The sequence below is a fragment of the Dictyobacter aurantiacus genome, from assembly GCF_003967515.1.
GTDB lineage: Bacteria > Chloroflexota > Ktedonobacteria > Ktedonobacterales > Ktedonobacteraceae > Dictyobacter > Dictyobacter aurantiacus.
The window spans coordinates 2,547,922-2,562,785 of record NZ_BIFQ01000001.1; the positions used below are offsets into that span (position 1 = coordinate 2,547,922).

At 45.4% G+C, this 14,864-nt stretch carries 11 protein-coding genes; 4 read left to right on the plus strand and 7 right to left on the minus strand.

What is annotated here, in order from left to right; genetic code table 11:
* Positions 1 to 21 precede the first annotated feature (21 nt).
* Positions 22 to 312 (minus strand): hypothetical protein, encoded by a 291-nt coding sequence (locus tag KTT_RS10340; protein ID WP_126595898.1) that lies wholly within the window; start codon positions 310 to 312, stop codon positions 22 to 24.
* A 647-nt stretch (positions 313 to 959) separates the two neighbouring features.
* On the opposite strand from KTT_RS10340, the gene KTT_RS10345 reads away from it, so the two are divergent.
* The 3 genes from KTT_RS10345 to KTT_RS10355 are packed head-to-tail and all read left to right on the plus strand — an operon-like array spanning position 960 to position 2,855.
* Positions 960 to 1,745, plus strand: coding sequence for a GntR family transcriptional regulator (locus tag KTT_RS10345; protein ID WP_126595899.1), 786 nt, complete (start codon positions 960 to 962; stop codon positions 1,743 to 1,745).
* A complete protein-coding gene (locus tag KTT_RS10350; protein WP_126595900.1) occupies positions 1,742 to 2,293 on the plus strand; it encodes a 2-C-methyl-D-erythritol 2,4-cyclodiphosphate synthase in 552 nt (183 codons plus the stop codon). Before KTT_RS10345 ends, KTT_RS10350 begins: the two co-directional genes overlap by 4 nt.
* Position 2,294: 1 nt before the next feature.
* Positions 2,295 to 2,855: an HD domain-containing protein gene (locus KTT_RS10355; protein ID WP_126595901.1), complete on the plus strand. Its 561-nt coding sequence runs from the start codon at positions 2,295 to 2,297 to the stop codon at positions 2,853 to 2,855.
* 43 nt (positions 2,856 to 2,898) lie between these two features.
* Here the strand turns inward: KTT_RS10355 and KTT_RS10360 are convergent, their stop codons facing one another.
* The 5 genes from KTT_RS10360 to KTT_RS10380 form a co-directional block, all read right to left on the minus strand.
* Entirely contained in the window at positions 2,899 to 3,231 is a 333-nt protein-coding gene (locus KTT_RS10360) for a hypothetical protein (RefSeq protein ID WP_126595902.1), read from the minus strand.
* Positions 3,232 to 3,272: 41 nt separating this feature from the next.
* The gene (locus KTT_RS10365; RefSeq protein ID WP_126595903.1) at positions 3,273 to 3,551 is read right to left on the minus strand and encodes a hypothetical protein; all 279 of its coding nucleotides are present in this window, start codon (positions 3,549 to 3,551) and stop codon (positions 3,273 to 3,275) included.
* Between the two features lie 196 nt (positions 3,552 to 3,747).
* Positions 3,748 to 6,921, minus strand: coding sequence for a type I restriction endonuclease subunit R (locus tag KTT_RS10370; protein WP_126595904.1), 3,174 nt, complete (start codon positions 6,919 to 6,921; stop codon positions 3,748 to 3,750).
* A 49-nt stretch (positions 6,922 to 6,970) separates the two neighbouring features.
* Positions 6,971 to 8,239, minus strand: a complete 1,269-nt coding sequence (locus tag KTT_RS10375) for a restriction endonuclease subunit S (protein ID WP_126595905.1) — start codon at positions 8,237 to 8,239, stop codon at positions 6,971 to 6,973.
* Positions 8,229 to 9,797, minus strand: a complete 1,569-nt coding sequence (locus tag KTT_RS10380; protein WP_126595906.1) for a type I restriction-modification system subunit M — start codon at positions 9,795 to 9,797, stop codon at positions 8,229 to 8,231. Before KTT_RS10380 ends, KTT_RS10375 begins: the two co-directional genes overlap by 11 nt.
* Before the next feature lie 231 nt (positions 9,798 to 10,028).
* Here KTT_RS10380 and KTT_RS10385 point away from each other — a divergent pair, with 231 nt between their 5' ends.
* On the plus strand, positions 10,029 to 11,684 hold the full coding sequence (locus KTT_RS10385; RefSeq protein ID WP_126595907.1) for a pentapeptide repeat-containing protein: 1,656 nt from the start codon (positions 10,029 to 10,031) through the stop codon (positions 11,682 to 11,684).
* 411 nt (positions 11,685 to 12,095) lie between these two features.
* Here KTT_RS10385 and KTT_RS10390 read toward each other — a convergent pair whose 3' ends face one another.
* Positions 12,096 to 14,657: a beta-sandwich domain-containing protein gene (locus tag KTT_RS10390; RefSeq protein ID WP_126595908.1), complete on the minus strand. Its 2,562-nt coding sequence runs from the start codon at positions 14,655 to 14,657 to the stop codon at positions 12,096 to 12,098.
* Positions 14,658 to 14,864 lie beyond the last annotated feature (207 nt).

Here is a 14,864-nt window from a genome sequence, read left to right on the forward strand (position 1 = left end):
CTCCTACAGGTCGAATAAGGGTTAGATCTCCTCCTCTCTTTTGCCCTTGGCCTCCTTCTTCAAGCGCTTCTCTTCCTTGCGTAAAAAAGCCAGGTTCTCGCGCTGGAAGCGGCGCTTAATGCGGTCGATCTCAGGGTTAATGATGGCGGTGAGTCGGATGTACTGCTGGAGCAGATAGATACGGCCATCCTCCCGGGCTTTATGCGCCATATCTTCCAGGTCTTTGCTCAGTTTCTCCAGGTCTTCCAGGTCCTCTTCGCGCACGAACGTCGCCAGCTGAGCGGCATTTTTCACGGACAATTCATCAGCCATAGTAGAAAGGGTCTCCTTCATTGAAAATGACAAACCAAAGCGCAAATGCTAAGGCTCATGGCTGCTCACCCCACCGGAAAGCACGATGAGCAGAATATCAACCTTCGCATACAATTTCACAAGCGGCACAGCTACCCTCTATCTGCCCTCCTTTCCAGGTATCTGCCTGAGCTTGTATGAGACGGCCCCGCCGTCTGCTACCGTGAGCGCTACCACTGCTTTTCAACATATGGCGCTCTTCAACTCTCATTCACACACTGGACATAGGGCCTAAACGTCTCGATCCGTTCTATCCTGTCCCTTACCACTGTTAGAAGGTTAGACTTGCGTTTGGGCCTTCAGAGCCATTGATAAGGTTAGCTGGCGCAAGATTAGTTGTGTCGCCTCTTCACATGTCCCTAATGTGTTCAGTAGCGGCTTCTATAGGGAGCGGAACATACCCGCTTAGTCCACTTGTATAGGTACTGTCCAGTAATATTTCACTGGTACGATCCAATAATACACTGGTCCGTACCAAAAAGTCAATGCTGGTCCGTACCAAAATTCAAAGTTAGTTAAAATTAATGGTGATTTAATGGGGTGAGTATGTTACACTGTGATTAACCTGTGGTACATACCACAACAAATAAAGGAGCGTATGTATAGAAATGGCGAAAGAGAAGGACACAAAAATCGATGAGGTGGTAGCAGAACTACTGCATCGAATCGAACGAGGGATATACACTGCTGGCCAGCAACTTCCATCCGAGAGAGAACTAACCGAAGAATTAAATGTAAGTAGAGCAACAATTAGAGGTGCTTTGCAGAGGCTCCAGGCGGAAAATGCGATTGACATTGTACCGAGAGGTGGCGTTTTTATACGCACTCCCAGCGCAAAAGTTACTATCGGCCCGGCTTCACCACTCGCCTCGAAAGCGCCTGCACTGGAGTTAAAAAGGGCCGGTTCATTTATACGAGCAATGGAAGCTCAAGGCCGCCAAACACTTGTGCGCTTCATTGAGCCATCTTCTATCGTACCAGCTGATGATGACCTGGCGGAGAAAATGCAAATAACGCCAGATACAAAATTGCTTCGGCGCTACAGGGTCCACATCGTAGACAAGGTGCCATATCGTATTCTAGACAGCTACTACTTAGCATCCCTAGCGGGTGATCTGCTGGGTAAAGATGAAGGTTACACACCATTATTCAAATGGCTTCGAGAGCACACTGGGACTATTGCGGCCAAAGCGTTCGAAAAATTAGATATGCGCCCTCCAACTGCCGAAGAAGCTCATTTGCTGAACATTCCCAGGTCTCAGACAGTAACAGATATGGATCGCTGGGTATGGGCCAAGGACGGAACGCTGTTTGAATACTCTCATATTATCGCCAACGCGGCACTACACGAATATACCTATTCATATGATATTGATGAAGGAGCTAGTCGATGAATACGATAGATGAAGCTACAAAAAATCAGCTAGCCCACGAGGTGGCCATGCTCCTGGCAAAAAAACAGCGTCTCTCATTCGCATCAGATTTCCATGCATTCGCTGAGGGCCGCCAGCTGGTACTGGCCGGTGTGGCATTTGAGAACTTTTCAAAAGGTCCGAATACGAAAAGGAGCGACGGCGACGTCGTTGCCCATGCCCTGGTCATGGCTCTGGCAGGAGCCACGAATACTGGTGACATTGATGACTGGTTTCCAGATAAAGGAGAAACAGGAGTCAGATCCATTGAATATCTGCCGGACATCAGGCATCGGTTGATAGAGGCAAAAAACTTACTTATCAGCAATGTCGATGTCACCATCTTATGTGGTGAACAGCCGCGGATGAAAAAACGCATACCAGAAATGCAGCACAATATTGCCGACGGATTAGGAATAAGCCTTGACCAGGTGCATGTAAAAGTGAGCAGTATGGATGGCAGTGACGAAGTGGCACAGTTAAAAGGGATCGAGGCGCGCGTGATTGTGAGCCTCTGGGAAGGGCTTTAGGATGGAGATTCAGAAATGGGCAGAAGAGCAAGCGACATCACTGCTATCATCCTTAGGCAATCGCTGGCTCCATGTCCAGGGGGTTGTCGAGCAGGCCAAATGGGTAAGCGCAATTTTCAACGAAGAAGAGGATAAAAATCTCTTGATCGCTGCAGCTTACTTGCATGACATTGGTTATGCACCATCCCTACAAAAAACAGGCTTCCACCCAATAGATGGTGCCTGTTATTTACGCTCTTGCAATCAGTACAGGTTAGCATCATTAGTCGCCTACCATTCTGAGTCAACGTTCGAAGCAGAACTCAGAGGCATCTTACCAGAACTGAAAAAAATCCCTCGTGAGCATTCCCTTATTGCAGATGCCCTCACTTATTGCGATATGACCACCAACGGAGATGGTAAACAGGTTTCTTTCCAAGAAAGGTTAGATGACATATTTAGCCGATATGATCCTAACCACATTGTCTATAAAGCAATCAAAGCTGCAGCACCAGCATTGACGTTGGGAGTCAGGCATACGGAGCAAGCGCTTTATCAAAAAGGTTTAATTTCAAAAACTTGAGCTTAAAGAGAAGCTCATAGAAGTAACCTCTATGAGCTTCTCTTTAAGCTCCTATATTCTTTGGGTTAGTATTTACAGACGAAAAACCTGTCTTAATAAGCGAGGGTACAGATGCTCCAAGCCAAATAGCGGTAAAAGGTGTCACGCTCATATTACTTAATAAAGCTAGCGGAGGCACAATAATACTTATGCAAACATATACAACAAATTTACATAGAAAGAATCCGTCTCTTGTGAGGTCGAGGAATCTTTTTGCATTGACTGGTCGTTGTTCAACAGGGATTTTTTCTAGTTCTTTTACATCTGCATAAACCACCAGGCAACCACCAACAAGCCCGCCGAAAGCAACAGCAACTACTTGCCACGTATCAATCATCACTCTCAAACCTTTCATACTATACATTTATTTCGGATTTGTTATACTACTCGATTGGTAAATGCAGACAATAGACGGTTAAGAGTACTTTCTTTCTCTCCATAGTGCTTTCTGGTTGTGTAAACAGCACTGTTTAGATTTGAGTCATACGTTCTAACAACTTGATCTCTCAATTGGCCATTTATAATCTTACGGACGTCTTCCGATGAAATGCCAAGTTGATTTGCAACGCCATCGACAGTCCGCCAGTTATACTGGTCATCTTCGAGAGCATCTTTCACTTTTTCAATGTGATTAATATCCATGAATTCGTCTGACATTTAAGAACTCCTCAACTTTAAGGTCTTTAACCTACAAAGTGATCAATGGATTGCCACTATTTCTTAGTTCTTAAATATCGACGGTCGGCCTTGAAAATTACAGAGTATTTATAAAAATATCCATATTTTCAAATAAGCCTAGCACAACAGATTTAATTGTAAAACATAAGTTTCCGTATTCACTCAATAAGGTGCTTCATCCCACCTTAGTATATATGCTTTGTCCTGGTCCATAATATGAATCATAAATGTGCTGGTAAATGTTGTCACATTGCTTTTGATAGGCTTCATTGTTATAAGCTGCAGGCAACAAGTTATCTAGCAAGGTCTCAACAGTCAACTTGACAGCTGCCCGAGTTTGCTGTTTTTTACGCCAGTCAAGTACCAATTTCTCTTTCTTGAGGGTTTCCAGCAGGGTACGTGTGAGCTTTTTGACTTGAGCTTTTTCATCATCACTTAGCTTGACATCATCCTGGGTGAGCAAGTCAAAGACGGCCAGTTCTTCTTCGCTGAGCTGTTCGGCGATGTGGCGTTGATCTTCAACATTGAGATCCTCGGCGACGAAATTGAGGAGCTGCTGGTATAGGATATCAACGTTCATGCTGCCAGTGTTATATTCATCAATGAGGTGCTGGAATTTTTCCTGGTAGTTGATGCGGCTCTTATTAAGTTTGACCATGGTCTTCAGTTTGTTGTTGATAGAGCTGCGCAACTTCTCAACTTCAATATGCTTGTGGGCAGTCTCAAACTTCTGGCGCAGGGCGTCAAAATCGATACCGCTGAGATTGAGATAACGATCATCTTCGCTTTTAGCTTCCTGGATGATGTACTCGCGTGTCGCGATGGAACTCCCCACCAGGTCCTCCACTTCTTTCATCACAGCGCTAATATCGGCAGGGTTAGAGTCTAGTTTGATACGAGCTAACAAAACATTCAAGATATCAACCAGGGCAGCATAATCGTTGGCCATGGTATGCGGTAGTGTCGCTTTATAGAGCTTGATAACGTTTCTGGTGAGGGCAATAAAGCGTTGTTTGCTCTCGTCACTGGAGACCAATACATCTTCAGCATCTTTAAGTAGTTTGATGCGTTGAAATCCGTGGGAAGCGACAATAGCAAGAGGATCACAGCCCTGGTCATGACAAAACGCAATGAGCTCTGCAAGTGCTTGCTTGAGCTGCTCGACAAGTTCATCTTTATCCTGTACAGGCGTATCACCCTCTTGAACGCCACCACCGCTACCAGAGCCATAGATGGCCAGCGCCTTCTGGAGATTGCGAAAGACTCCAACATAATCAACTATCAAGCCATTAACTTTATCTTTGAAGACGCGGTTAGCGCGGGCAATGGTCTGCATCAGCGTATGGTTGCGCATGGGCTTGTCGAGATAAACGGTTGAGAGACTGGGAACGTCAAAGCCCGTCATCCACATAGCGCAAACAAAAACAATACGGAGGGAATTATCAGGATCCTTAAACTTCTGCTCCAGATTATCTCTGACCATGCGTTGACGATGAGGCAGGATATCCAGGCCTTTCTTCTTAAAATCCTCGATCTCGTTCTGTCCCTGGGAGACCACAACCGCCATATCCGTCTCATTCATATACGCGATCTGGTTGCTCAAAACTTTACGCTGGATATCGTCACTACAGTCGGTGAGCTGCTTCTGCAAGTTATCACGATAACGCCACCAGTGAGTCTGAACCTTGTCATACATACGAACCGCGGTCATTTTATCTATAGAGACGACCATAGCTTTGCCTTGCTGGCCACGCTCCATAAAGTGCCTGACGATATCTTGCGCGATCTTTTCCAGACGATCATTATTGGTGAAGAGATGATATTCACGACTGAATTCACGTTCCAAGCGTTTCTCCTGCTGCTCATCCAGACCAGCTGCTTCAATCACCTGCTCCATGTCATCATTAAAGGTAGCATTGACCAATTGCAATTCGGGGATACGGTTCTCGTAGTAGAGAGGTACGGTCACTCCATCCTCAATTGACTGGCGGAAGTTATAGACACTCACATAATCGCCAAAGACTTCACGTGTCTCCTCTTCTCCCTCGGCCATCAGTGGCGTACCAGTAAAACCAAGGAAGGCGGCTTTAGGCAAAGCGGTACGCATATTGCGGGCCAGGGTATCATACTGGCTGCGATGCGCTTCATCGGTGATGACGATAATATCGGAGCGCTGGGAGAGCTCAGGATAAGTCTCGCCCTGTTTCGTATTGAATTTCTGGATTAACGTGAAGACGGTACGATGGTCAGCACGCAGGAGTTGCTTCAGGTGCTCACCACTTTCAGCATGTACCTGGTCTTCTGGCTCTGTGAGAACTCCAGCACTGGCGAATGTCTTGTAGATCTGATTGTCCAGGTCTTCACGATCGGTCACAATCACAAAGGTCCAGTTACCGTCAATCTTACGTCTTACCTTCTCAGAGAAGAAGACCATAGAGAGGCTTTTACCGCTCCCCTGGGTATGCCAGAAGACACCGAGACGGCCCTGATTATGGCGGATGTCGCGCACAGCTCCAAGTGCGTTATTGACGCCCAGATATTGATGGTTCTTAGCGATAATTTTCCGGAGATCACCACTAGCATCAGAGAAGAGCGTGAAGTTCTCAACGAGATCCAGCAAGCGTATTGGATCGCAAGTACCACGGATTATCGTCTCCAGCGAAATCGCTCCCTCTTCATCCTCACTACTGACCTTTTTCCACTCAAAGAAATGCTCCCAGCTCGCAGTGATGCTACCAATACGGCTATAGGTGCCATTGGAGAGAATCAGGAGGGCGTTATACCAGAAGAGCTGTGGAATGGCGCTTTTATAGTCCCGTAAATTGTTATTATAGGCATCCTCAATGCGCTTATGTGAAGCCTTGAACTCGCAGAAGACCAATGGTAGACCATTAACAAAGCCAACCAGATCTGTGCGCCGCTTATAGATCTGGCCCGTAATCCACATCTGCGAGACCAGTAAGAAATCATTGTTTGATGGAGTTCCCCAATCGATGACACGTATTGTTTCCTCAACCTCTTCGTCATCATCATTGGTGACCGTGACCTTCACACCCTGCTTCAGCAACCGATAGATCTCATGATTAGCTTGAATAAGGCTCAGATCCGATCGCGAACACGTCAGCTCCTCAATTGCAAGCTCCAGTCCTGATGAAGAGGCACCCGGATTCAGCTTCTGTAAAGCCAGGCGCAATCGCGGAACCAGCACCACTTCAGCCATCGTCTCGCGCCCCAACGTTCCCTTCTCGCCCCACTTCTCCCTATACGCATTGACCGTCTCATATCCAAGCTCGTCAAACAATGCAATCGCTGGCTGCTCTACCAGCTGATCCTCTGAGTTCTCTCTCATCCTGCATGAATCCTTTCACACATTCTTACAGTTTTAACGTATTTGCAGTTTAGCGCTTAATCACTGGTATCAATTCATCAATGTTTTCTTTAAACTTATCGAAATTAAAGAGATGCTCTACATCCATATCTCCAGAAATAAGCTTGGGTAATAAAAGGTCACGTGTATGACGCAAATTTTCATTTTTCTTTAGAAGGTTTAACATTTGTTCGAATACTGGTGACAAAATAGAAACGAAGGTATTAATGGTTTCATCAAAAGGACTGACTACTCTTAATCGTTTAAATGTATCGACAATGATGGTATCAAAAACAGCACCATGTGCATTTTGTCTCAGCTGATCAATACAATTTCTGATATGCATAAACAAGAAATACTGAGGAAAACCTCCTTTACCTTGAAGAGCATAACATGATTGATTCATAGCCATATCAACAGCATTCAAAAATACTTTCCCTACTGTACCTCTCGCAGTAATAAATATAGTATTTTTGGGATACAGTTTACTTGAACAAGCATTTAAACCTAACGAAGTAATATTTTTTTCAGTTGTAAGGACAAACAAAGATGGGCTAGCATCTTTTGGGGTAAAAAATGGTATATCCCCATTCCAGTACTCTGGAATGGTTGTTTTAGGCGTACCTCCACTCAAAATATCTGCCATATCAGTGAAGTTTACTACTTTCCATCCTTCAGGAATCAGCCCAAGCTCTGATTCAATCATTTTAATTTTTTCATGCCCTGGAAAACGGTAATGTACAAACCATTCCTGGTACAATGATTGGGCAATTTCCTCTAATATAGCAATACGGCGCGTGTTGTTCTCAATCAAATCATCATAGGCTGAGAGGATGGAAGCTATTTTGCGTTGAACAATTAGATTAGGGGCAAATATTTCGACTTCTTTAATAGAATTAATATCTGCTCTTTGTCTACCTGAAGAACCAGACATACTTTTTTCTGCTGGCTTTCTAACAATATCAGACGTAGCTAAATAAAAAATATAGTCTGGATCCGAGATACCTTCTCTATGTCTCAATATTATAAATTCAGTCGAACCAAATCCTACACCTTTATCTTTGCTCTTAAAAAAAGCTATTTTCCCATTTTCAAGACAAGGAGTTATTCTTGCAAAAAGAGTATCGCCAGAACAAAACCTCGCACCACCTCCATTAAATATACGGGAATTCAATGAATTAACATAGCGATTACCTGGTATTATATTGCCCATTTCCACAAATGGATATTCATTCCCTTTAATCAACTTTACTGATGGATTCACAAGCACAAATTCACCAAGAGTAGTTTTACTCTTCATCCTGTACCTCCAACAAACTTATAATATTTTCACTGATAAGTAACTCGAGATTATAAGACTCAGCATTGAGAAGATTTAGCTCTTCATTTAGGGTTTCCAGATTCTCTTTGAAATCAAAGTCTTCAATAGCACGTTCAGCAACACCAACATAGCGACCGGGATTGAGACTCCAACCTTGAGCTTCGATTTCAGTAAGTGTGGCAACTCTGCAGAGTCCAGCAATATCTTTGTAAGTATTTTCGGGAAAGAGCTCTTGCATCTGAGGCAGACTGCCTTGCCGATTTTCGATCTCTTCGCCACGATAGAGACGAACGATATTAGCAATGCGTTCGATATGCTCAGGAGTAAAATCTCGGTGGGCTCGATCGACCTGATAGTAGATAGATCGAGCATCAATGAAAAGAACTTTGTCGCGGCGTTCTGTCGTACGCTTGCCTTTATCAAAAAACCAGAGGGTACAAGGGAGGGTAACGGTATAGAAGAAGTTTGATCCGATCGAGATCATGACATCAACGGCATTAGCTTGAATTAGTCTAGTCCGGATCTCTTGCTCAGAGCCACGGGCATCACCAGCAGAATTGGCCATCACAAAACCGGCACGTCCGCGTTCATTCAAGGCAGTGTAGAACTCTTGAATCCATAGGTAGTTTGCGTTGTCAACACGTGGTAGGCCAAAAATGTAGCGTTTGTCGCCCTTAACCTTCTCTTTATCCACACCATTGACATTGAAAGGAGGATTTGCCATCACAAAGTCAAAACGGCCCGTGCAATTGTGCGCATTCTCATAATAAGTGTTGGTCTGCCTGATATCACCTGAGAGACCGTGTACTGCCAGGTTCATACGACAGAGGCGAGCTGTCTCGGATGTTTTTTCCTGGCCATAAATAGAAATATCAGTGCCTGGATTTAATCTGTGTTCGGCCACGAAACGTGCGCTTTGCACAAACATCCCACCAGAACCGCAAGCTGGATCAAGGATCAATCCCTGGAAAGGTTCAATAATTTCTACGATAAGCTTTACCAGAGATGTTGGGGTGAAAAACTCACCACCACGTTGTCCTTCAGACATAGCAAACTTGCTCAAGAAATATTCGTAGACCTTACCAAAGAAATCACCTTCAGTATCCATTGGGATACCTGAGAAGGTTTTGAGCAAAGCAATAAGTAAGTCCTTCTCCAGGCGTGTGTATGTCTTTGGTAAGACTCCACTTAACTCATCATTCTCAGCCTCAATAGCCTTCATCGCATCATTGATAGCTTTACCAATATCCTCGCTCTCGGGCAGTGATAATAAATAAGAAAAGCGAGCATTTTCTGGTAAATAGAGCACGCCTTGGGCCTGATAATCAAGTTTGCTAATGGTACGGCGGCGACTCGTCTCAGGTCTGTGCTGTTCCAGTTCCTCTTGAGCCTTCGTAAACTTCTGATCGGCGAAACGAAGGAATATCAAACCTAACACAGGAACAGAATATTCAGAGGATCTTAGCTTAGAATTCGCTCGTAAGCTGTCGGCTGAGGCCCATAGCCTCTTTTCCAACTCGGTGGTATTTGCTGACATAAATAATGATCTCGATTCTATAGAGGATAGAAGATAACTTCTAATATAGATGGTTCTAATATCATAACAGAAAAATAGATGCTTTTGAAGTTATTATTATAGCAATGGTTATTGAAATCTAAAAAGCAAATGGTGGAACCACGGATTGACATGTTCAATACGATATTCTAAATTAGACGAGCTTAGCTTTCTTGCTGGGATACTTGATCATTTAGTGTGGGAGTTTTATGTATGCGTTGGATTAAAAGAGATATACGGAAAACTTATATTATCATGGCAGGTATTTCACTTTTAGCGCTGCTCATAATGTGTATTCCTGTGTCTATTGCTAGTGCACAGGAAAGAGATTTTGGAATTGTAGGGCCAAGTACACCCGCGGTACAAGCAACCCCAACAGAAGATCCAACGGTAACGACATTAAATAAAGAGAAACTGGCACAGGAAGTCAAGCAACTTGAGAACCAGAATGAACCAGATCCACTAGGTTGGATCCGAACAAACGCCTCCATATTCCTTTCCACTCTTGTTGTGGTCATCGGTGGCCTTATTGGACTCTGGCGATGGCGTGTAGACCGCAAAGAAGCTCAAGATAAAGAGTCTAAAGATCGCAAAGAGGCTCAAGATAGAGATTTAGCAGATCGTAAAGCTGAGCGTGAGAGAAGGGACGAAGAACAGCAACGTTGGCTAAAAAATCAAGAAGAAGAGCGTGAAAAGAGAGCAGAAGAAAGATTTCAATCAGCTGTAATTGGATTGGCTGATGAAAAGGAAGGTGCCAAAATTGGTGCAGCCATTCTCCTGCGTACCTTTCTGCGTAAAGGTTATAAACCGTTTTATATACAGACCTTTGATCTCGCCACCGCTAATTTACAACTTCCGAGAACATCTACGCCAACAAAAAACCAAAACGGCCCTATACCTTTGACTACACTGAGCCAGGCACTCATTGTTGTCTTCAAAGAAGCTTTTCCTCTTGCTCGTGATCTCAAAGAGAAAAAACCTCAAACTTTAGATGCGACCGGCATACAACTAGACAATGCGTATCTCACAAAGGCAGATCTCAAACAGATATGGATGCCCCAAGCATTCTTAAGAAAAGCCATTCTCAGCGAAGCTGATCTCAGTGAAGCTAATCTCAGTGAAGCTAATCTTAGTGAAGCTAATCTCAGTGAAGCTAATCTTAGTGAAGCCAATCTCAGCAAGGCAGACCTCAGAGATGCTAACCTCATCAGAATTAATCTCAGTGGGTCTCATCTCAATGGAGCCCTTTTCAATAAGGCTAACCTCAGTGGAGCTAACCTCAGTGGAGCACACATTGGAACAGCTAGTTTTGAAAATGCACGTCTATTTGAAGCTGACCTTAGCGGAACCAACCTATCTCAAGCACGGATTAGAGATGCCTTTTTCGGGGGCGCTAATCTCAGTGGAACTAAACTCATAAGAACCTGGCTCTGGGAAATTGACCTTGCCTGGACCAACCTTAGAGGGGCAAACATCAACCATTCTCTTTTTAGAGGGGCACGCCTCAGCCATGCTGATCTTAGCCATACTAATCTTAGCCATACCCATCTCAGTAATGCCGATCTCAGCGAGGCAGACCTCAGCCATGCCGATCTCAGCCATGCTAACCTCAGTGGAGCTAACCTCAGTGGAGCTAACCTCAGTGGAGCTAACCTCAGTAATGTTAATCTTAAAGGGGCTGATCTTAGCGATGTAAAAAACATTGAGCATTGCAATTCTTTACAAAATGCCGAATTACTAGAGATAAAAGGATTAACGGAAGAACAGTTGAAAACCTATGAAGCAATGGGAGCCATTATTGATGAAAGTAAATCCAACATTCTTTCTCAATCTCTTTCATCACAAGATGAGTTTGACACATTTTTCTAGGAATAAAAACAAATTTCTTCTTCACACCAAACGTTAAAGAACTAAAAGAGGGGCTTTTCATTTTGGCGCAAGCGCCAAAACTGACGCCAAAATCAGGCATTCTTTATGCTTTTTAAAGTTAACGTATTAACACGAGAATTGATATGGAAGCATGAAGCAGGACGAAAAGAGATGCCATGAACAGACCTCATCTAATCCGTCTCTTGGCACCCTTTCATTTTTGGCACCCGCGTCCATCAGCTCTAGAGGCTGATGGGCGCGGGTTTGCTTTTGGCGAAAAATCGTGTTTGATACCAAAACTGACATCAAAACACTATAAGACGTACTGGTCGTCTGATGGAAGCGCATCATTCCAATAAAAATGGACCACCTTTGTTACAAGGTGGTCCCTGATGCTCGTAAGAGCGGGCTTTATTTGTAAGCGATCGAGAAAACGTGCAGCTGACTGCCGTTCGGCAACACGATTTTCGCTACAGCTACATTTGGATTCGCCAACGTGAAAGCGGCGAAGTAGAGATAGTTGGTTTGTGTCTGCTGACCAGTAAAAGTATTGCGATAACTCATGCTAGCAGCCACACTAACCTGATACTGAGCGGTCGCGGCACTGTTACACCAGTCCGGTGCCCCTAAGGTGATATTCTGGGTTGTACCATCCACATAGACGAGTGTGGCAGTTCCCGAAGCACCACCACCAGTGGAAGAAAGGATAAAGCCGACACTGGTGGGAGAACCTGCGCCAGTCAGGTTTTCCTCGATCGTCTGGCCGACGACGACATAATTATTCGGCGAGCCAGAGAAAGTGGTACCACCATCATTGGTGCCAAACTTGAAGCCGAAGCCATCATGGGTATAGGTTCCACCTGCACTGATGCCAGCAGTCTGCAAAGCCTGCGCAGAGTAACTATGACCACTGCCATCGAAGTTGGCCAGTTTGGTAGCAGTATCATTACTGATGCCGATGTTGTTATAATTGCCAACGCGCTCACCCACAGCGAAGATATGCATCAGGCCACCGCTCGTGGTCGGCAATTGCACACTGGCAATCGTCTTGTTCACCTCGATTGGGACTTCAGCATAGTACAGGTTGTTCTTAATCGACTGCGGCCCATACGCGCCGTTACGATACGGCATGCTGGCAACCACCGTATTGTTGTACTGTGGAGCTGTAGCGCACCAGTCACTAAAGCCCAGTGTATATGCCTGAGTTGTGCCATCGGTATAAGTAATCAAGCCGTTACCAGTTGAGGCACCATTCACCGAGGATCCAATAAAGCCCAGCGTGCTCGCTCCAGCCACCGTAGCCACGCCGATTGGCTGTCCATTGGCCAACCAGTTATCCGGGAAGCCGCTCATGGATGACTGAATGTAGAAATTAATGCCGTTCACGCGATATGGGTGCAGATTACCGGCGGAACTGAAAACTACGCCAGCGTTTTGCATGGCCTGGGTGGAATAGCTATGGTTTCCACCATCAAAATTGCCGTAAACCTCATTATTATCACTTGTAACACCCACGCTATCATAGAAGCCTGCGACGCCAGTCGCGATCGAGTAGACGTGGATCTTACCCTGATTGGTAGAGGATGGCAGCGTGACACTGGTGATGGTCTTGCCCGGCTGCAGGTTCACATCGGCATAAAAGTAAAAGGTGTAGACATTCTGCTGACCGCTGCGGCTATTGCGATAGGTCATGTCCTCAAAGTAGCGATTGTTAAAGGAAGGTGCCCGCGTATACCCGTCGAGGGTCCAGTCACTAAAACCCAGCGTGAATGGCTGCTGCGATCCATCGCTATAATTGATGGTCGCGGTGCCATAGGAAGGACCATTGGTAGCAGCACCCACAAAACCTAATTTAGTCGCTCCGGCCACCGGCGTGACCGCGATCGTCTGACCGTTGGCCTGATAGTTATCAGGGCTGCCAGGCAGGACATCTGGCCACTGGAAGCGCATGGCGTAATTGCCGGCGAGATCCTGATTATACAGAATGGTATAACCTGCACCCCAGTTGTTTGCTCGACTGGAGTAGCTGTAACCAGCGCCATCCAGATTACCTGCAGTCGTGTAGGCATCGCTGCTCATACCAACATTGTTATAAGCATTGGCAGGAGCAACGCTATTGCTATAACTAAAAATGTGCATCTGTGCGCTGCCAGTCAAGGTTGGCAGTTTCACACTAACAGGAGTTTTACTGGTGTCCAGCGTGATTGAGGCATAGAACACATAGGTTTTGACGTTCTGCTCGCCGCTTCTGGTATCGCGCTTCATCTGGGCATCAGCAATTCTATTGCCGTAAGCGGGCGATTGTGTACCACCGCCAAGGGTCCAGTCGCTAAAGCCCAGCGGTATGCTCTGGGTGGAACCATCGCTATAGGTTACCAGCACATTACCAGATGCTGAACCATGTGTAGCCGACCCGATAAAACCAACTTTGTGCGCCCCGGTCGCATTCAGCGGCAGCACCTGTCCACTGGCCTGCCAGTTATCTGCCGCGGTGGGTGAGGTTACCGGATTCACATTGGTCCAGTTGAATTGTAAGCCATCATAGGCAAAGGGCAGGTTCGTCTCCAGATTTGATTCAAACAATCCGGCATAAGAGTAGCTATAGCCGGCGCCATCAAAATTCGCAGCCGTCAGATTTTTAGTCGTGCTGATACCGACATTATTGTAGGCTGGCAGAGTAACACTGGCGGCCATCGCACTCGACTTAAAACGGCCCGAGGTGCTCGGTGGCAGAAACTGCATATACTGCTGATTTTCTTTTTGCATGGCGGCAATATCACCATGCAATCCCGAAGTCGAAGCGGCCTTAGAAGAAGTGTGCTGTGCAATCAGCAGGCTGGTTGAAAACGCGGCACCAGCCAGCACCACAAGGGTCAGGAAGGAAGAGAGCAAGATCTTACCACGACGACGAGGAGTTTTGGTGTGTGGTTCGGTTGGGATAGTGGCTTGCTCAGGTTGCGCATTCATATTCATTTTTTCACCTGGTTCAATGAACCATTGATCTCCACCGGGAGGCCTAGAAAAAAACAAAAATTATATATCTGGAATTTTGTAGCAATGTATTCATCATGAAGCGATTCCTACAAAAGAGAGCATGCATACGCTGCGCCTGGTGCAAGATGGATTTCATTGATTTAAAGTTTATAGATAGGAGATAACGATATTTCCGACGCGTGTATG